This window comes from Vibrio sp. 10N.222.54.E6 (assembly GCF_041473955.1).
Classification (GTDB): domain Bacteria; phylum Pseudomonadota; class Gammaproteobacteria; order Enterobacterales; family Vibrionaceae; genus Vibrio; species Vibrio tasmaniensis_A.
In genome coordinates this window covers 245,935-266,187 of the sequence record NZ_JBFRTD010000013.1, presented here as the reverse complement: position 1 = coordinate 266,187, position 20,253 = coordinate 245,935, and the positions used below count along the sequence as shown (strand labels likewise).

The window sequence follows — 20,253 nt, the reverse complement described above, 5'->3', positions numbered from 1 at the left end:
AACAAGCTAGGGTAACCTTTGGATGGCTTCCTAACTTATCATTTACGTCACATTACAATTAGATAGTGATTCTATCGCAACCACCAAAGTCAGGCTGGAATATCCAATATTCCAAACTAGGTGCGATGCTTTTGATAATAATACGATAGGCCTTACAAGACCTTGTTTGAAAGCACGTATCGGAATCGATTGGAGTAGGTAACAATGAATAGTGGCTACCTAGCTGAAGAGCGTCGGCACTAAAATAGATAAATGGCACACTACTAACACCTCATTTATCCAACAACTTCAATCCTATAAAAATACCAATAACAATACTCAATGTAGCCACAAGACCAGCAGCGGATAGCGCAGGTAATGCGACTAGTAACTGTGAATCATTTCCGCCGCCGGCCATAACTGCTCCCAATCCCATTAATGTTCCTGAAAAGAAATACTTAGTTAGCTGAATCAATGACACAAATTCAAACCTAAATGATTTCGTTACAAAAGCCGCTATGGCCATGCCAAGCACAAGAAAAAAGAATAAGTAGAACCTTTCAGATCTTGGCCAAGCAGCTCCATTTCCATTCCATACCGATAGCCCGACAGATTTTAACAACCCACTGGGAGTCCAATGAGGTTCATAAATAAATACTAGCCCTGCCATGACACCGATCCCCAGCATAGACAACCAAAGCTTACGAGTTTTAGTATCACTTTTTGAAGCAACAACAAGTAGTATTACTGATAAACCAATTAGTATCATTATGTGCAAAACGGGGGAGATTAAATATGCCTTCCCTGCTCTATCAGTAAAGAGATCAACGAATAAAAGCCATGACACCAGCCAACCTAGAATTGTTGCTACCATCATTACCTGACCTCGGGCAAAACGACTAATGGTCGATACTCCGCACCCGCCATTGAATGCCGCACCTAAACCAAAAATAAACCCTCCAAGAGCCGTCAATATCGTGGGAAAGTTACTATTCAAGCGAATAGGCTGCTCCAGAAAATATGCGATAGCTATTGCTAACCAAACAGACGACCCACTTAAAAGAATTGAGATTAAAAATACTGGTTTTCCGCTTGTCGCTTCTTTCACTCCTCGCACCATACAAAGCCCGGTAGTTTGGGCTAGAAAACCAATGACCGTGATGAAGAAAAGTGATAGAAGCAACATAGTTGTGCCTTAGGGGGTATTGAAAAGACATTACTAAACACTATAGTTAAGAATCTTCAATTCTTGGAAGAATTCGCCATGAACTCACAACTCATCAACTGACATGTCTCAAATGCACACAGCATCTATTCGGTACTTTAAACTAATAAACATTAAAAAGAGCAACTAACATGGATGTGAATCAATTCTCTAAATTAGTGGCTGAGGTTAACATGGGCAAACAACTGCCCAATGCGATTTACCTTCATAAAGATGCATTCAGTGCGCTACCTAATGCACTGATACAGTTCATTCCTGCCGTAGCAAAAGCCGTTAACTTAGATGAAGATGATTGGAACCTCGTTAAGCTGTTTAAAAAAGAGTTCCGTTTATCTCTTCTCCACTACCCTAATTTTTATACTGATTCCTATCCCGCATTAGAACAGAGCCTCAATGTCGACCTCTCTAAACTAAGCCACAAAATTACAGGTTATCGCGAATCTGAAAACCCACCGATCTTACATAGAAAAGAGACCATGGTTTTACCAACAAGTGAATATTACGAACATTTCGTTTCACTCACACAAGAAGGCGAGAATGCAGGCCTGTACGAAAACAGCCGTTTGATTGGTTTTAAACGTTCTTGGGAAAACCTAATAGCACGCAATGGTTACGAGCTTGTCGATGGTCGACTATTCCGATGCTCCTCTGTAACAACGCAAGAAGAAACTGGGATTGATAGGTACAGAACCGCCATCGTGCGTCATGAACTCTCCGCACCAATGAAGACTCTCGTTAAACATGGCTACTTAAAAGGCGAACACTCAATTTTCGATTATGGCTGTGGCCGCGGAGACGATTTAAGAGAGCTCGAAGCACATGGCCTCGATGCTCTGGGTTGGGATCCGAACTTTCAACCCGACAACGACAAATCCAGTTCTGATATCGTAAACATAGGGTTTGTTCTTAACGTAATAGAAGATCAAGATGACAGACTCGAAGCCCTACTAGACGCATGGGAGCTAGCAGACAAGTTTCTAGTGGTTTCTGTCATGCTGGCTAACGAAAACTACATTGCTCAGTTCAAACCTTATAAAGATGGGGTCATCACCTCTCGTAACACCTTCCAAAAATACTACGCGCAATCAGAGATCAAAGCGTACATAGAGAGAAGCTTACAAGAAGAAGCCATTACCGTCGCACCTGGTATTTTCTATATCTTCAAAGACAAATTGGAAGAGCAACAGTACCTGCAAAGTAAATACAAACGCCGCCACAAATGGCAGCAACTGACGTCACCAGAGCCTATTGAAGCCAAAGACAAAGCCAAACTGCTTATTACTCAACATCAAGACTTGTTTAATGACTTTTGGAACACCTGCTTAGAACTAGGGCGTATTCCTGCCAATGATGAATTTGAACAATCTGACAAAATTCTTGAGTTAATAGGCTCACACAGAAAAACCTTTAACTTACTGCAAGAGATGTTTGATACCAAAGAATTTAAACAAGCAGAAAAGAGCCGAAAAGAAGATCTTCTCCTCTACTTTGCTATGGGACTGTTTGAAAAAAGAAAACCCTATACGCTGCAACCAGAACCCCTAAAGCGCGACATCAAAGCCTTGTTTGATGATTACAAAACCGCAATCAACCTAGCTGCGGAATTACTGTTTGCGATTGCCGACACCGACTTAATTCATCAGCAATGCGAGAAAGCACACGGCCAACTACCAGCAAGCCTGCTAAACGAAGGGCACTCACTGATCCTACATCGAGACCTTATCGATGACTTACCACTACTGCTACGAGTATACGTAGGTTCAGGGTTGCAAATGTATGGCGAACTAGGTGACGAAATTGATCTCATAAAGATTCACATCACATCAGGAAAACTCACCCTAGCCGCTTATGATGCCTTTGAAAAGTCGGTGCCCTTTTTAACTGAGCGTATAAAAATCAAGATGGCTGAGCAAGACATCGACTTCTTCGATTACGTAAATGAACAGCGTAGGCCGCCACTACTCAACAAACACTTATACATACAAACTAACGATAAGAAGTATAAAAAACAGAAAAATTTTGACCAGCGTTTAGCGTTGCTAATGGATTATGATTCCAACGAAGAAGCGCAAATGAACAGAGCAGAGTTTGAAGCGCTACTGGGTAAACACAATAAGCACATTAAAGGCTTCAATCTGGTAACGAAGAAACCTTCATAAAAATTAGGTAAAACATGGAAATCTCAATTACATCGCTGTAAAATACGACGCTAATTTTGGCATACTCATGTTATTTATCGCACAAAACCAGCCCTAACATAACAAACTCAAACTTTAGTTTGTCAAAAAATAACGTACCGACTAATATATATGTCATATTAAAATGACATATATAGAGGCTAATATGCTAAATCAGGATTCAGGCTACTGTTACTCTTTCCCTGCCGTTAGAGGTATTCAAGCAGGACGCCCCTTCTATATTGCGACTTGCCCTCTTAGGATTATCCCTAAAATTTTCAGCTACAACGAAGATGACGTTCCACCCGAGCTGAGAGCTCAAAGAACCCTAAATAAAACTCGTATTCCTGAGATGGTCAAATACTTGTTAGACAATCCCAAAGAATACGTCTTCTCCGCTTTGACCGCATCGGTAGGTGTTGATATATCGTTCGATGATCATGATGGAGCACCAAATCTAGGAACACTTAAGATCCCTATGGATGCTCAAATTTTGATTAATGATGGGCAACACCGACGCAAAGCGATTGAAGAAGCACTTCGAGAAAACCCTGATTTAGGCCAAGACAATATCCCTGTTTTGTTTTTCATTGATGAAGGTTTGGGCCGCAGCCAACAAATGTTCGCGGACTTAAATAAATATGCGGTTAAACCAAGCCCATCGTTGGGCACGTTGTACGATCATCGTGATGAAAGTTCAGAACTAGCAAGGGAATTGGCAAAAAATATAAAGCCATTTGTTGGTCTAACCGAAATGGAAAAATCCAACATCAGTCCTAAATCGAATAAGCTCTTTACCTTAAGTAGCATAAAGCAATCTACTAGAGCACTTTTAAGCAAAGGACCAAAAGACGGCTTTACCGAAGAAGAAAAAAAATTAGCTGCGGAATTTTGGGAAGAAGTGACACGGTACATCAAAGATTGGCAACTAGTTATCGATAAAGAAATTTCACCAGCACAACTTCGTCAAGAGTACTTGCATGCACACGGTGTTGGTTTACATGCAATTGGCGTATTAGGAAAACACCTTCTGTGCCAAGAGCCTAAAGATTGGAAAAAGAAATTACAAAAACTAGCTGACGTAGACTGGTTAAAGACCAATCCTGAATGGATAAAACGCAGTATGAACCATGGCAAACTGAGTAAGTCGACAATGAATATTCAGCTAACTGCCAACGCACTAAAAATTGAACTGGGGTTACCACTAACCCCAGAAGAAAAAGCTCTAGAGAAGCAGTTATCATGATACACGAGCTACAATTGGCGGAAGATCTCGCCGAAGAATATCAAGAATTTATCAACACTGAAGATTTCGCAAACAATAAACTCAGTCACTATATTGCTGACGTCCAACGCGTCTATTGTGCAGATAAAAGACCGTGGGTGATTGGTTACAGCGGAGGTAAAGACTCATCTGCAATAATGACCTTGATCTACATGGCACTACTTGGCCTTAAAGAGGAAGAACGCTCAAAACCTGTTTTTGTTGTGACCTCCGATACGCTTGTCGAAACCCCTGTGGTTGTTAATCATATTAACAATTCTTTAGACGCTATTAGCAAAGGGGCCAAGCGAGACAACCTGCCGATCACTTGTCACAAAGTTGTCCCTGAAGATTCTCAAACCTTTTGGTCTAGTCTATTAGGCAAAGGTTACCCTGCACCCACACGTTCTTTCCGATGGTGTACAGAGCGAATGAAAATAAACCCTGTCAGTGATTTCATAAAATCTAAAGTATCTCAGTTTGATGAAGTTATTGTGGTTTTAGGTTCGCGTAGTGATGAAAGTGCTTCTCGTGCTCAAGTAATTGCAAAGCATAAAATTGACGGCTCTCGTCTGGCTCGCCATACAACTCTTTCCAATGCGTTTATCTTTACACCCATCGATACTTGGGGTGTGGATGACGTGTGGAAAATTTTAAGGCTCTGCCATCTAACAACCGAAAAAACACCTTATGGCATCAAAAACATCTGGAGCAATCGGTACGATCTTGAGTGGGAAAACCCTTGGGGAGGGAAAAACTTAGTTCTTTGGAATCTTTATAAAGACTCTTCAGGCCAGGGGGAATGCCCAATGGTTATTGACGAAACCACCCCATCTTGTGGTAATTCTCGTTTTGGATGCTGGACATGTACCGTGGTAACTAAAGACCGCGCTATGGAAAGTTTGATTCAAAACGGTGAATCTTGGATGTCACCTTTATTAGAATTCAGAGATATGCTCGCTGAAACGGGGATTCCAAAAAATAAGGATGAATACCGAAACTTTAAGCGTCGTACAGGGAAAGTGACAAACCAAGCATCATACAAAGGTAACGAGCTAAAAACTCTTGAGGATGTAAAAAGTAGCATTACTCTTGGCGAAGGGCAACACCTTGAAATTTCTGATGATGGAACCCAGGTTCGACTGTATCAAGACGGTCACTTGCTTGAACACTACTCCTATCAGTTAGTTAAAAGCACCCCTGCTCACCCGAATCCTACAGAACTTGCTTGGCATTTAATCCGATTTATTCCCGGCCCTTACTGGCTAAAATATCGTCGCCAGTGGTTGCGTGAATTGTTGGAGCTCGATAAGAAATACAAATCTGAAGGTCGTGAAATTGAGCTTATAACAGTTCCAGAGTTACATGCTATTCGCCAAGAATGGATCCACGATCCAAACGAGCCTGACTGGGATGACTCCCTACCGACTATTTTCAATGAGGTTTATGGCTACGATCTTGATTGGGTTTATGACGACAATGCAAGTTTTGGTAAAGATGATGCCCTAATTATCAACGAGCTAAGTGAAGATTTCGATATTGCACCTGAAATGATAATGAAGCTAATTGAGCTTGAAGTCTCAATGGAAGGTCTAAGTCGACGTAGCGGAATCAACAATAAGATTGCTTCACTACTGAAGCAAGACTGGGGAAGCCTTGAAGAGATCAAACAAAAGCATGCCTCACTACAAAGCAAGGCAGAGTTTGATATTCACCAGCAAGAAATTGACCGTTACAATCAACAATTGATTGATATCGATAAGCAGCTACTAAAAGAGTTTTAATTAAAGTCATGCTGATTACTAAATTAACGTTAAACAACTTCAGAGTATTTCGTGGATACCACGAAATAGATTTACGTCCGGCGCCTGCTCGTCTTAGTTTAAACGGCGCTATTGAAGGCACCGAACGCCCGATCATTTTATTCGGTGGCTTAAACGGTGCAGGTAAAACATCAATTCTAACTGCCGTTCGTTTGGCTCTTTTTGGTCGTCAATCGTTTGGCCAATTGATGTCGAATGGCGAGTATATTGAAGCTTTAGGTGATTTGATCCATAAGGGTGTTGGGCACGGTGGTGTTCAAGACAATGCATCTATTGAACTGGAATTTAAATACAGCCAAAACGGTGAAGAAAACACATACAAAGTTATTCGTGGTTGGAAAAAAGACAAGAAGGACAATTTGTCCCTCGAAAAAGATGGCCTTCCCATTCCCGAGCTCAATTACGAACAATGCCAAGGTTTCTTAAACGAATTAATCCCAACTGGCATCGCTGATCTTTTCTTCTTTGATGGTGAAAAAATCGCTGATTTGGCTGAAGATGAATCAGGGAAGGTTTTAAAGACGGCAGTTCGTCGCCTACTAGGGCTAGATGTTATTGGGAAGCTTAAGAGTGATTTAAGTATTTACCTAAAGAAACAAGGCTCCTCAACGCTTACTCAATCAATCCGCGAAGAAATGGATTCGCTCGATACCAAGCGTATCGAACATGAGCGTAATTCAGAAAGGCTACGTGGAGAAGCGGATATTGTTGACGCTCAAATAGAGCTCACATCAAATGACATTCTCAACTTAGAGAACAAACTTTCACAAAGTGGTGGCGCATGGGCGAAAACCCGTGAAGCCGAAACACTAAAAGTTGATGAGTTACTAAAAGAGAAAGTCGAGTTAGAAAAACAGATCCGTATGGAAATGGAAACTAGCTTACCGTTTTCACTTGCTCCAAATACAATGTTTTCATTACTTGAGAAGATCAAGCAAGAACAGAGCATCAAACAAAAACAAAACTTTGGCCAAGAACTAGATTCATTCCTTGAGACACTACGAGCTAAACTATCCTTCAACCTAAGTGGGTCGGCTCCAGCTGCAATGGAAGCCATCACAGATAGCCTCGCAGACCATTTAGGTGATATTTCTCAGCAAAGTCTGTTGCTTGATATATCTGACCGTCAGGCCGCCACCATAGACTACCAAGTAAACCAGCAATCCTCAGAGTCACTCCGCCGGTTTGATGAAGCTAGAACTCGCTTAAAACAAGTTGAAGATGACATTGATAATGCATCCAACAACATTGCACGTGCTCCAGAGCAAGAGCAGGTCCAAGGACTATTTTCTGATGTACGAGATCTTGATAAAAAGAAAGAAAAACTGATTATTAAGTACCATGACTTATTAGAAAATGCGAAACGAGAGCTTCGACTAGCGCTTGAAACAGCGAGACAAATTCAAAAGCTTCATGACAAAAATAGAGAGCAGGCAAATAAAGACAGTAGCGTCGCAAATGCCCAAAATGCAATGCTACTTCTAGATAGGTTTTCAGAGCAGTTAACTAAAGCTCGCGTAAAACAACTTGAATCCGAATTTGTGGCTTCATATAAAAATCTTGCACGAAAAGAAGATTTAAAAATCTCAGCTACGATTAATCCAGTAACATTTGATGTTGAGTTAATCGACGAGCACGGTATTAAGATCAATCGTAAAGCGATGTCAGCTGGTGAAAAGCAAATTTACGCTATTTCTATCCTTGAAGCGCTAGGTAAAACATCAGGCCGTAAATTGCCAATTATTATCGATACGCCGCTTGGCCGATTGGATTCGCACCACCGTGATAAGCTGGTTGAGAACTACTTCCCAACAGCAAGTCACCAGGTTGTAATTCTATCGACAGACACCGAGATCGATAAAAATTACACCCGCATGATTCAAGATGATATCGCTCGCACTTACGAAATCTGCTTTGATGGTGCAACCAAGTCTTCATCACTGAAACAAGGTTACTTCTGGAAAGAGCCTACCAAGGAGGCTGTATAATGCTACCTAATCGCATGAACTTGACCCGCACTACAGAAGAACAGCTGAAGAAGCTAAAAGGCTATACAGGGGTTACTCCAAACGTATCTGCGCGTATTGCTTTTTTTCGCTCTGTAGAGAGTGATTTTAGGTACAACTTCATCGAAGCGAAACTCGATGGCTCATTAGTATTGGATAAGTTTACGTGGCTAGGTGAAACTAGTGATGTGACTGAGTTAGTTTTAAAGATGTACTACCCAGAATTAGAAGCCAAGCAATACCAACAAGCTTGGGCTGCTCATGTTGAGGATGGAATTGCTTCACTGAGAAATCACAAATCTATAGAAGTGCTTGCAAGTAAATTATAGCCAGATACCAAAATTCAAACAATGGTACATATGACCATTGTTTGAATTCCAACCTAAAAATGGAATTGCTTCACTATTAAGCAATAAAACTCCTGTAAGCTTTACCCTCTACATTACTTCAATTTCATTAAATGCAGGGAAATATTTATACAATTCACTAAAAGCAGTAACATCCTTTACAGAAAATATATTTTCATCTAGAAGACTTATATCAAAATTTGGCATCTTTTCTGACAAATGTCTGATTTCTTTCTGTGTTAAGTTTGGGGTTTTAATTGTAAAACTCTCCTTTCCTGATTTAAAAAAAGGCAAACCTTCAAAGTTGCAAACATCAACTAATTTTAGGTCATCTACTTTATATAATACAAATCCTAATGTTTCCATCCTACTACCATCTGCATAATCAAAATACATAACTTGCCTGACCTGTAGTTTTTCTTCATCATTTACTAGTCGATCATTTCTTTCTTGTAATGATCGGTTCAGTCTTGCAATTATTGAATCATACAAAAAACCTGAGAAGTTACTTTGTCTTGTCCAACCTCGTTCATCAAATGACTGCGGAATGTTATCTTCACCAACTATTTCGGTAAATTTTTGTTTATAAGCATCGGCTGCTAATTTTCCAGAAGAATCTTTTAACTCATCACGTGTATATACTTCTGAGTTATAACTTAAACAAAAAATTGAACCACTTTGTAGTTTTGATATGACGATAGATAAATCATCCAACATGCTTATATTAAATCGAGAGTCATAATCCATCCAAATGATGCTTTTTGAATCCAAATTAATTTTTGGAAGAACTGCATTTGAATGCCCGAATTTAATATCAATGCAATCAAACGGCTTATTAAAATGATACCTTTTCCGATTATTGGTGTCCCCTTCGATACTAATCATTTTGTCAATGTGCAATGATTTATGGAATAAGAAAAAATCCACGAAGTATTTGGCACCCAAACCAACATATTGATAGTCAGGCAGAGGGCAAAAAGGAAACAAGCGTAAAAACATATCTCTCATCATCTTTCTTTCGATGTTTTTAGCAGGCCTCACGCCATAATTAATCAGTTTCCCACTGTTACTCATTAATCACACTCATACTGTACATAATATTTAAAAGTCTCTTCTCCGACTTCATAATTGGTAGTAACCCCTAGTGATTTTTTTACTGCACTTAACTGTTCTAACGAAACCTTGTATTGGATTGTTGCTTCGCTAGGCTTAGCTTTGCGAATTGCAGGCTCGGGGAAGGTGAAGCTCACTTCATCACTAATATCGCCAGTCAGTAATAATGGGGCAACCTCGATTGCGTCATTTAAAGGCTTACATTCAATATAGTTGTCTTTAAAATCCTTATCTTCTTTAGCTCTAAGTCGTAGAAATGGGATAACTTCTCTCATTACCTTTTTCATTTCGAATAATGCAGCTTTATATATGAAGTTATCTTTATCAACACCTGTTTTTGTTGTTGTCCAAGGCAACAAGCTCGAGTCATCAGCCTCAAACTCTACAATCCCTCGGAAAAAAGCATAATCGGGATGATATTGTGGAATACCGTCAAGGCGCCAACCTGAAATAGTGGTTTGCTCTGCAGAAGATATTAATCGCCCATTACAAACTATATACCAACCACCATCCTTCAAGCTCCTTTCTGATATTCCAGCTGTAATTTTAACTTTAACAGTTGATTTTTCGAAATTAAAATTAACTGGTTTCAATTCTTCCGAAGACTTTAGCTTAATTTCAAAATTATCGACCAACTTGTCATTTATATATATTTTCAAACCAGAGTTTATCGATTTAAAGTGAGCAACGGAACACTCTCGACCTAAAATGTAAACAAAATTCTCAAGATTAAATTGATCAGAAACCGATGGGAATAAATCGTTTACTTCAATTATCGTTTCACCACAACGCAAACTTTCGGCAATCTGTTCAGTGAAGTTAAATTTCCATTCATCCAATCCTTTCCATTGCTGAACATCCACATCTACAGAAAATGGATTATTTTCAGAGTTAGACATCACACGAAAACTATTACCTAACTTAAATAAAGTTCGCTTCATTCCAACCCCAAACTGACCTACCGAAAATGATGTATTTTCTCTTTCTTTTGGTCTGCCAAATCGGAAAGCATAATCCTTTGCTATTTTTAATGGAATTCCACCACAATTATCCCAAATAAGAAATTTATCTTCATTCATTGTAATTCTTATTTCAGGATCTTTAGTCCCATTTGATTTTGCAGCATCAACACTATTATCAATCAAATCAAGGATTGAGCGATCAAGAGGTATATCTCGAGTTAACATTTCAATAAAAAATTCTTTTGTTGGACTTGCATCAATTTGCGTTTCAACAACCATTTCATTACCTTATTTATAAAGTTATTAGTAATTTAATTACCTGAGTTACTTAAATACTTCTTTCTGATGCCAACTCAAATACGCTACGTTTGGCAACCACTTATCTCTTTTTGGTAATCGTATGAATTTGTCATCGAAATCAAAAAATAGACGTTGTGCTTGCTCTCCACCATTAAGACTTTCTGACAGCTTCACTTTAAAATCTTCAGTGATTGAAAACGCCCCTTTATCAAAAGCTTTATGATGCACTGCGCAGAGTGTTAGCCCATTGTTTACATCACAGGGTCCATGAAACTGCTTCCACTTGATATGTGCAGCTTCTAAACCAACAGTTACTTCATCCATTTTAAGGTCATAGCCACACACAGCACATTGATAGTTATAAGCACGGAGTACTTCTTTTCTAAAATTAGGATCGCGCTTTTGCACATTCCGTGTCACCAATTCAACATCTAACTGTGTAGCAATATCCGTGATAAGGCTTTCAGGAAAGCTCTCACTTAAAATCAGTTCAATCAACTCTAAAGTTAATTGGCGATTTCCTTTTAAAACGGCATAAGCTTGGTCGTTAAAGCCAGCAGTTACTCCATGTTTAAATAACTCAGCTTTTGATGGATCTGTATTACTCTTGCGAGACTTGCAATCTTCATCATTATTTACAGTCCAAAAACCATCATTTTTTAAACGCCAAAATGGATATTCAGGATGATAAATGGAACGTTGAGGCCCAAAACGTTTTAGCAGATCTTGTACCTCTTTATGGAACGACTCTTCATATAAGAAGAACTGATCATGCCCATGTAAATACTGAGACAAAACATACGCCATCATAATTGGTTTATTCGGTGCACGTTGGTCACTACGCGACCAGCGCTTAACACCCAAAACTGCTTTTTTAAGCTGATCAGGCGTCACTCAGTAACTCCCAAAACGCTTTGTCTTTAATCTTTGTTATCTTCTTATCTCCATCCACGTAGAGGCTGTAGTGTTTTTCTAACTCACGAATAGACTTCATCAGGTTTTCTTGTTCTTGCCTATCATCTTTGTTAAAAATCGACTTGATATCTTGATTTTTTATCTGTGACACACGGTGAACAATCCAACTAAGAACATAACTTGAATAATCATTCTCGCTGGTTTTGAAGTGGGTAATATCTTGCGTTGATAGAATCACACCAACCCCGTATTCACGCCCTTCTTTCAAGATTTTGCGTAAACTCGGGAAGTTCTGAGACATAAAGTTATCTGCTTCATCCACCAGCACCAACTTGGTCACTTGGCGGAAATCACCCTGCACTTCAGGTTTCCCCTTCTTCTGCATCTGTGAATAAAACAAATCTAAAGTTAGTGCTACGACAAGGTTTTGTACTTCAGGAGGGTACCCTGCAAGCTCAACAACAGTTATGCCATCAACTAGCTCATATAAGCTCACCATTTTTTCTGGTTCAGTTTCAAATATCTTAAATCGAGCCAACTTGGATAAAGCGGCATAAAGAGAATCTTCTTCTACTTTTTCTTGATCTAGAAATAGGTCCCAAACCTGTTCGATAGTCGGCGCGGGTTTTGACCAAGTACTCGGATCTTCTGGGCGAATACCGGCAGCTTCATAAGCCTCTAAAATAAGGTTCTCAAGCTTAAGTTGTTGCCTTTTCCCTAATCCGTAAGCCTTTGACATAGTTTCAGAAAAACCAGCTGCTGTATGTATTGGCAACATTGGCGTATCACCAAATAGACTTAGTGGATTATAAGGAAGTTTAAACAGCTTAAACTTCTTCCCATTTGTCGCACTAATAAACTTATCGTCAACATAGTCTGACTTGTAATCAAAAATCAGAATACCGATTGGACTGCCATCTACGTTTTTATGTTGATCACGATAAAGCTGTGTCACTACCGCTTTCGTACACTGTGTTTTCCCCGTGCCCATTGTTCCTATAATGCCAGAGTTGGTATTCATGAATTTGGCAGTATTAGTCGGTTCCCAGAAAACTGCCCCATCATCACGTACATTATGACCAACCAGGACCTTTAGGTTATCGTTTGGATCATGCGCTATGGTTGAATCCGGTACGTTAATTGTCTGATTTTCTGACGATCGCTCAACTGTTGGAGTATTTATGACCTCTTCAGGTTCAATTTTAGTATTAACAATCTCATTACTATTTTCTACAGAGCTAGTTGTTACCACTTTTACATGAGTAGTTTCAGCTAACAGATATTGCTCTGGGATTTTACTTAATGTATCAGAGCAAGCATCTGCCATTAGGTCTGTTAGCCGAGTACTTACTAAGTGATTTAAACTAGCGCTTGGTAGTTGAATTTTAAGAATATTTTTCACCTCCTCAAAGCTTGCTTCAAAGAAGGTGTCATTCTCTACCATCGCTACCAAGAACCCTTCAGGGTACTCTTGCAGTTCAGCTAATTGGTAATCGCCCTGCAGCCACCATTCACGTTGTTTTAAGAGTGGCTCAAAGTAATCTGGTTGATAAAGGTTATACAGTTTGTATTTATCAATCTGCATTAGTATCTGACGCATAAACAAACCGCGGTAAAGATGCCCTGCTAAATCATCACGACCTAAAATATCTTCAGTTAAATAACGTTTTAGCTCTTTGGCTTGCTCTACCCCTTTATTGTGAGTTTGTTTTAGCCCTGCTTTTACTTCAAGTGGAAGTAAGTAAAGTTGATTGTCTTTAAAGCCAACAAACAGCACATCGTCTGAAATTGCACCGGATTTGTAACCATTTACATTACGTGAAAAATCACTGTCATTCATTTTCAAGCCAATATTACCGGCTACACGAACCATCTCAGCAACTGATAACGGAACCCAAATAATATCGGACTTTGCTAATAAGCAATTGATGTATTTATAGGCGCCAATAATACCCTTTTTCTCTTTTCGCTCATTGCTATTAGCAGTGATCATTTTGAGTAACCACTCACCGTTGAAGGCATTGAACTCCTCAATAATGCCACCTTCGTCCTGCTCTAATACTTTTTTATACAGGTCCGTTTCTTTGGTAACTGTGATCGCATCGTAGTTGGTTGAGTTAGTGTAATTATCTGAGTAATGGATCAGCACCATATCTTTAGCGCTTTCAAAAAAGTCTAAGGTGACTTTAGGGTCAATAATTGTGGTCCATATTGAATTATCGTAAGAGCGCTCAAGTAGTGTTTTAAAGTCATCACTCACCGCTAAAGCTAAAGAGTTAGCACGACCGTGTTGCACATTCGTTTTACGGGCAGGTTTAATCAAACCATTAAGGCGCTGCGCCATGCTAAGGTGCGAATTATCTTTAGTTTCAACATTCTTCAAACCAAATGCAGTGAAGTAGCTTTCCTCTTTGTTGTCGGCTGCTTCGCCCGCCAATAAGCCGTGACAAACTACGCCACTAAGCTCTTCTAGCACGTTTACATCTGTTGGCTCTACTTTATGATGATTTCTGAAAAAACTTAGGTGTGCATACGCTTGCGGTTTAGTCTCACATTCATCGTTACGAAACTTACTGTAAGTTAAGCGTGTACGTAATAGGTCGATAATGGCATCTGCTTGTTCTTTCAGTGCTCCTTTATCTAATCCATATAACCTTTTCAACTCGTCGTAACTGGCTGTTTCTGCAAAACGGTCAAATTCGCAGCGTGTCTCTTTATCATCGTATAAGTTCACATGGATATGGCAGACTTTGTCCTTTTGCGTTTTAACGTAATCCACCAGCCCCATAAACAGTTCAACATTTTTATGGTTATTTACCGAGTTGATAATCAGTGTGGCTTTGCTACCTGCAGTAAATAGTGAACTAAAGGCATCTTTAAACTCTGTGACCTTATCTTTCACCAATTTACGTACGTAGCTGTAACTTGTTTCTTGATGAGGCACTAGCTCAAGCCACATAGAGTTGTCTTTTTCTAGCTTGGTAAAAGCAAACTCATGTTTAGGGTGGTACAGAAAAGGCAATAAACCACGCGCATTCAAGCGCTTTAACGTCACTTTGGGTAGTGTTTTAAAACTGCTGTTATCATTGATGTTATCACTAACTATTGCTTCAGCTAGGCTCAAGTGATAAGCCAACACTAAGGGGTGGAATGGAGTTATATATTCCCGATATTCTTCGTTTTCTTGGTATTGTGCATACCCGATATTAACGAGAAGTTTTTCTGCTTTGGTTAACATTACATCATAACCAATTTCAGCTATCGCTTGGTTGTATGCATCAACCAATTGAGAGACAACCTTTCTAAACTCGTCACCCCAACTAGATAAACTCGGTAGTGTTTTATTGATTGTGCAGTATTCAAATAACTTTAGGTATGACAGGTAAACTTCAGGGTAGTTTGCTTCAATCGCTTTTAGCTCTACGCTGTTTTGTGGGTCAACATGTTGATTTAATAACTGCTTATCTAAAAAGTCTGCTTCACGTTGTAACAGTGTTAAACGTCGCCCTTTAGGTGCAACTTCTTTATTGTCTAGTAGCACTTTGTTTTTGTTACGGTTAAAGCATGCAAAATAGTCGTCGTTAAATAAATGTACGAAACGGTCTGTATCTAACATGAGCGGCAACGAGAGTGAATCAGACGCTACAGCCCCTTCGACATTAAAGACTAAGCTACCAACCGGACTAGTCACTTCAAAGACCACATCATTTGACTCATTAGCTAATAATTCAAAGTCGATCTCTTTGATTTCTTGATTGTCGAATAATTGCCCAGACTGCTCTAGTTTAGCTTTATTGCCCTGCTCTGCAATTACAAAGCTGTTATCTTCTGTTTGTAGCGTTATACGTTTTTTATTTGGTTCAATTAGGAAGATATTTTCAAACGAAGGTAAGTAAAAACTATCTGCTGTTAAGACCAAAACACGAAATTTATAACACTCTGCTGTTTTATCTCTTTTTAAGACCAAACTAAAATACGTTGGCTCACCTGTAAATGCCCCCGTAACAGTAACCTTACTACGTTTTCCACCACTATTATTAGGCTGCTGGATCTCAATGCTTGGATCTTTGTTATGCTGTAGAGTAAGTTGATTTTTCTCGACTTTACCACCTAAAAAGGTAAGTGACAGATCAAAGCTCTGCAGGCCCTGTTGCAACGGCAATATGATATGTTGTTCACGTTTCCCTGCTTTACTATCTGATTTACTTTTCTTAGCTAGCCTATCTATTTGCTGAGAATCAATCGACTCGAGCTCAAGGACATTGCTTACGTTATTTTTTTTCTCATTTAAACAATCAGCAAAAGTAAGCTTTGTTTTCCAACTTTCCAAATTTTCATCGTTAAAATGTTTAGCAACAAACTTTTCACTAAAATCATTCTCCGCAAACTTCTCTTCAAGCTCTGTTGAAAAACGTTCAGTTACTGTATTGATACGATCAAATAGCTTTTTATTTTCTTCTAAACGGTTGTTAATCTGCTCTGGTTTACCACTCCAATTCAATATTTCAGGGTCATCTAACAAACCAAGCTCATGAAACTTCAAATCCCCATCTAAGATCGCTGTGTAAAGCTCCTCAAAGCCAAACATGGTTGCACCATCATCCACTATTTGTGAAAAACGGTGATCTAGCAAACATTCAGAAACTTTGCGGTCTTTTGCGTTGGGATCGATTAGACTTTTTAAAGCATCTTTGATTTTTTCTGGGTGCCAAACACTATTGTCTTGAGCGATATCTTCAGCAGAGTTGATTAGTGTGTCTAGCATGCTGTTATGAATAACTAACAATGCACAACCTTTAAAATCACCTTGCTGTCCAGCCACTTCATCACGTAAATGTGAGATAAAGTTCTCAGAATAACCAATGTCATTTTCACTGTGTAGTACAGGTAAAAGCTTGGTATGACCACACTTCAATGCTCTGATGGTAGTGTTTTTGACCGTTAATTGATCATCACATTTTCGGATAAACGCATTGTATAAACGCTGGCTATTCTTGTTATCCGGCGATTGGAACTGATAACGGTAACCATGCTGCAGTTTTGTCTCGTTTAACTTTAAAAACTGCTCAGTTAAAAAGTTCTCAAATTGTTTTTCTAACATAGACTGCATCTCCACTATCGCTCATACGTTCAACATTACCAATACGTTCAAAGAATTTAATTAAGGCTTGTTGGCTCTGTTTATCGAAAAATACACCTCTTGATTCAAAGGCTTTGATTAACTCGTGGAAACGAAGTTTATCTTGCTCACCAATGGCTAAGTTGGTTAATAACAATAGATAGTCCTGATTAAATACTAATACGCGACCAGCACGGCCACGGGATTGTGCAAAATGGCTACAAAACTCAGATTCTGTTGCTTTGACGTAAAGCTTATTAATCTCATGACGCGTTTCTTTTGAACCAAACTGCATTCTGCTCAACTGAAGTAAATCTGCTAGCACATCATGTGGGTTTTCACTGTCACTCAAGTCGAGGTGTAAATCTCGACTCTCTTTAAATGCCTGTGCATAGTTTTTCAGTAAAGTAGCGGAGCTAGGAGTTTGCTGGAGATTTTCAGCTAAGGCCCATAATGGCTGAATGGTGTTCACTGCATTATCAATCTTTTTAGATTGCAGGCTTTCATTCATTGAGAGGTACGGAAAGATATTCCACAACGACTTTGACAATTGTTTAAAGCCATAGTCTTTTATCAGATAACGCTCATCACTGGCTTTTTCGCTGTCTAATATGTAATAACATAGTTGCGCTACCGGCTCCCCCTTCTGCCACCTTTTTAAATTAAGCGCTAGCTGCGCCGTATAAAGATGTGCGTAAAGGTGTAAAAACTCTTTGAAGATTGATAATAGGTATTTTGGTCTTTTGCCTAGAAAACGAAGATCTTGCTGTAGTTGCTTTGCTATAAATGGTAGATATGGCGCTTCACTCGGTTCAGAAAAAGTCAAAACTCCATCTTTCTCTTTATTGCTTGGCTTCATTAACTTCAATAGTTCTGAGTACAGCTGCTCCTCTAAGAAGTTAAATTGATTGTTTGGTTTTTCATTAAAGAAGAAGTTTTGCAATAAATTAGAAAACATTCCACCTAAGCTTGCATCCCTTGCACTGCCTTTCTGCTTAATAGTCTTAAACAATAAAAACTCAGGCGATATTTTAAAAAGCTGGTCATTTTCAAAGTACATTTTTTCTAGGATGGGCCAGAAATCACTTTCATCTAACTTTGTTTTAAAACTACGCTCGCAGCTCAACTTAAATGTTGTGAGCGCTATTTCTGATTCAGTTGTTTCACCCTCTTTAATCGCTAACTTTTCATCATCAGTTAATTTTTCTAGGTGCAATTCTTTTCGATATGATGTTTTAACCACATAACCTAATACACTGTCCCAATTAAAGATATCTTTTCTATCCTTTGTGTTAATTGGGAAGTAGGTAGTTAAAGTGTTATTTTTCACCCCATCTTTAGACTGGGGCAAGTCAGCTCTTAGCATTAAACTCATAGTCCACTCACCTCAAAATCTTCATTATCTACGTTGGTTATTTTGTATTGCTTGTTACCTTTCCCAACGATATATAGGGTATCTGCACTATTTGCGATGTCCGCAATTTCATCAACCAACTCATCCAGTAACACGACAGTATTCTTATCATGTTTGTTAGGGCGATAACCGGAAACGATACGTTGCATTAAGTTCAACAAATTGATATTGACCATCAACGATAAGGTTTTATCCCCAACTCGAAAATAAGCAGTGAAATAGGCAGTATTTTTTTTGTGGTCATTTTTAATCGCTTTAACGTCAGCCTTTAACTCTAGGGATGATGCTAAAAAATAACCATTATGCTCAGAAATGAAAAACTCCCCTTTCGCCAATTTAGGTGCATTTCGATTGTTATATTTATGGATAGCTGTAATTGCTGTTTGGCGATAAAAATAACGCAGTTTTTCTTTTTGTTCTGGTGAGCTATCAAAAGCAGTATGCAACTGCCAAACTTCTGAATAATTATCTATTAGGTGCTCATCAAAATCATTCGAAAACTGCTTATGGTATTCATTCCCATAGTCCGACTTCCTTAGAATATAAAACAATCGCAAGTAGGACTCGGCATTTAGTCCCCTTCGTATACCAAAAGCAGTCAATGCGGTTTTATAATCGTCAAAGTTAACGTCTGGTAGCTGCAATGAGTGAGACAAAATAAATTTGTCGATTTTTTGTGTACGTTGAATCGATGGGTCAAAGTCTGAAATAATATTGGTCAGCTCGTTTTCACCTTTTTTGAATAGGTTATCAAACAAATAGCCAGGCCCAGCAAGCAGATGAAAAATGAAATCCAATAATGCTCGCGCTGTTAAGAATTGATCTTTCATTAAACGCGCTTTGAACAATAGATCGACAATGACATCTTGAACTTCTTCACGCCCTAGTAATTGATAGTTTGCACAAAGCTTTTTATCCGGGCTTTGTTTGTGCATTTCAACATCAAAGTATTGGCGAATTAGATTTTCATCTTTTTCAGTAATTTTCTGAAGCAGCTCTTTTGCAAACTTAGAAGTATGACCGTCAATTTCTAACGTAAATTTAGGATAGTCTTCAAAATCTAAAAAGATATGATTTTCTGAGGTCGGCTGTTTCTCTAAAAAAGCTTTGATTGATGATGTTACTTCGGTCACCGTGCCTTCTTCAGCATAGTTACCCAACATACCTGTATTGATGCCTACAACTAGCGGCTTCGGTGTAGCGTTAAACTCAGTAAACAATTCATTCAGCGTTTCAATAGCCGAATCACTCGGACGAAAACTGTGGGTTGCATCGAGATGGAAGTCAGCTCTATTTTGATACTCTTTCTTATACTTTGTTAGTATTTCGGATTTGCCATCACCACTACTACCACATAAAAAAATGATTTTCTTATCGGTTGAGGATAGTCCTTTCAATTGTTTAACAAAGTCAGCCTCTATATCCGTTTGTACATATAGATACTTTTTTACCGCATCTAAGTCAGTTGATATTGTTGCGTCTCGCTCTGTAGAGACTGCATATGGCGACGATTTTGACATCACACTAAGTGCGGTTCGTAAATCAATCAAGTTTTATAACCCCATGAAAATATTAGGTAGACAGAAGTACAGGTGATAACCAGGATAGC

General features: G+C 38.9%; 12 protein-coding genes. 5 read left to right on the top strand and 7 right to left on the bottom strand.

Translation table 11 applies throughout. The features are described from left to right. Positions 1 to 271 precede the first annotated feature (271 nt). Positions 272 to 1,165, bottom strand: coding sequence for a YeeE/YedE thiosulfate transporter family protein (locus AB4513_RS08975; RefSeq protein ID WP_017104388.1), 894 nt, complete (start codon positions 1,163 to 1,165; stop codon positions 272 to 274). A 170-nt stretch (positions 1,166 to 1,335) separates the two neighbouring features. On the opposite strand from AB4513_RS08975, the gene AB4513_RS08970 reads away from it, so the two are divergent. From AB4513_RS08970 to dndE, 5 genes are all read left to right on the top strand, one after another. After that, positions 1,336 to 3,363 (top strand): DNA phosphorothioation-associated putative methyltransferase, encoded by a 2,028-nt coding sequence (locus AB4513_RS08970; protein WP_017104389.1) that lies wholly within the window; start codon positions 1,336 to 1,338, stop codon positions 3,361 to 3,363. Positions 3,364 to 3,547: 184 nt separating this feature from the next. Beyond that, entirely contained in the window at positions 3,548 to 4,627 is a 1,080-nt protein-coding gene (gene dndB, locus AB4513_RS08965; protein ID WP_017104390.1) for a DNA sulfur modification protein DndB, read from the top strand. After that, positions 4,624 to 6,429 (top strand): DNA phosphorothioation system sulfurtransferase DndC, encoded by a 1,806-nt coding sequence (locus AB4513_RS08960; RefSeq protein WP_017104391.1) that lies wholly within the window; start codon positions 4,624 to 4,626, stop codon positions 6,427 to 6,429. Before dndB ends, AB4513_RS08960 begins: the two co-directional genes overlap by 4 nt. Before the next feature lie 8 nt (positions 6,430 to 6,437). Further along, positions 6,438 to 8,456, top strand: a complete 2,019-nt coding sequence (gene dndD / locus AB4513_RS08955; protein ID WP_017104392.1) for a DNA sulfur modification protein DndD — start codon at positions 6,438 to 6,440, stop codon at positions 8,454 to 8,456. After that, complete coding sequence (gene dndE / locus AB4513_RS08950; protein WP_017104393.1) at positions 8,456 to 8,803, top strand: DNA sulfur modification protein DndE; 348 nt, start codon at positions 8,456 to 8,458, stop codon at positions 8,801 to 8,803. The genes dndD and dndE overlap by 1 nt, the downstream gene beginning before the upstream one ends. Positions 8,804 to 8,911: 108 nt before the next feature. On the opposite strand, the gene AB4513_RS08945 is transcribed toward dndE, so the two are convergent. The 6 genes from AB4513_RS08945 to dptF are packed head-to-tail and all read right to left on the bottom strand — an operon-like array spanning position 8,912 to position 20,194. Then, the gene (locus tag AB4513_RS08945) at positions 8,912 to 9,895 is read right to left on the bottom strand and encodes an O-methyltransferase (protein ID WP_102258522.1); all 984 of its coding nucleotides are present in this window, start codon (positions 9,893 to 9,895) and stop codon (positions 8,912 to 8,914) included. Further along, positions 9,895 to 11,175 (bottom strand): ATP-binding protein, encoded by a 1,281-nt coding sequence (locus tag AB4513_RS08940; RefSeq protein WP_017104395.1) that lies wholly within the window; start codon positions 11,173 to 11,175, stop codon positions 9,895 to 9,897. Before AB4513_RS08940 ends, AB4513_RS08945 begins: the two co-directional genes overlap by 1 nt. Positions 11,176 to 11,220: 45 nt before the next feature. Further along, positions 11,221 to 12,090: a phosphorothioated DNA-binding restriction endonuclease gene (locus tag AB4513_RS08935; RefSeq protein ID WP_017104396.1), complete on the bottom strand. Its 870-nt coding sequence runs from the start codon at positions 12,088 to 12,090 to the stop codon at positions 11,221 to 11,223. Beyond that, on the bottom strand, positions 12,080 to 17,212 hold the full coding sequence (gene dptH / locus AB4513_RS08930) for a DNA phosphorothioation-dependent restriction protein DptH (protein WP_017104397.1): 5,133 nt from the start codon (positions 17,210 to 17,212) through the stop codon (positions 12,080 to 12,082). Before dptH ends, AB4513_RS08935 begins: the two co-directional genes overlap by 11 nt. Continuing rightward, entirely contained in the window at positions 17,193 to 18,605 is a 1,413-nt protein-coding gene (dptG, locus tag AB4513_RS08925; RefSeq protein WP_017104398.1) for a DNA phosphorothioation-dependent restriction protein DptG, read from the bottom strand. The genes dptH and dptG overlap by 20 nt, the downstream gene beginning before the upstream one ends. Beyond that, the gene (dptF, locus tag AB4513_RS08920) at positions 18,602 to 20,194 is read right to left on the bottom strand and encodes a DNA phosphorothioation-dependent restriction protein DptF (RefSeq protein WP_017104399.1); all 1,593 of its coding nucleotides are present in this window, start codon (positions 20,192 to 20,194) and stop codon (positions 18,602 to 18,604) included. The genes dptG and dptF overlap by 4 nt, the downstream gene beginning before the upstream one ends. Positions 20,195 to 20,253 lie beyond the last annotated feature (59 nt).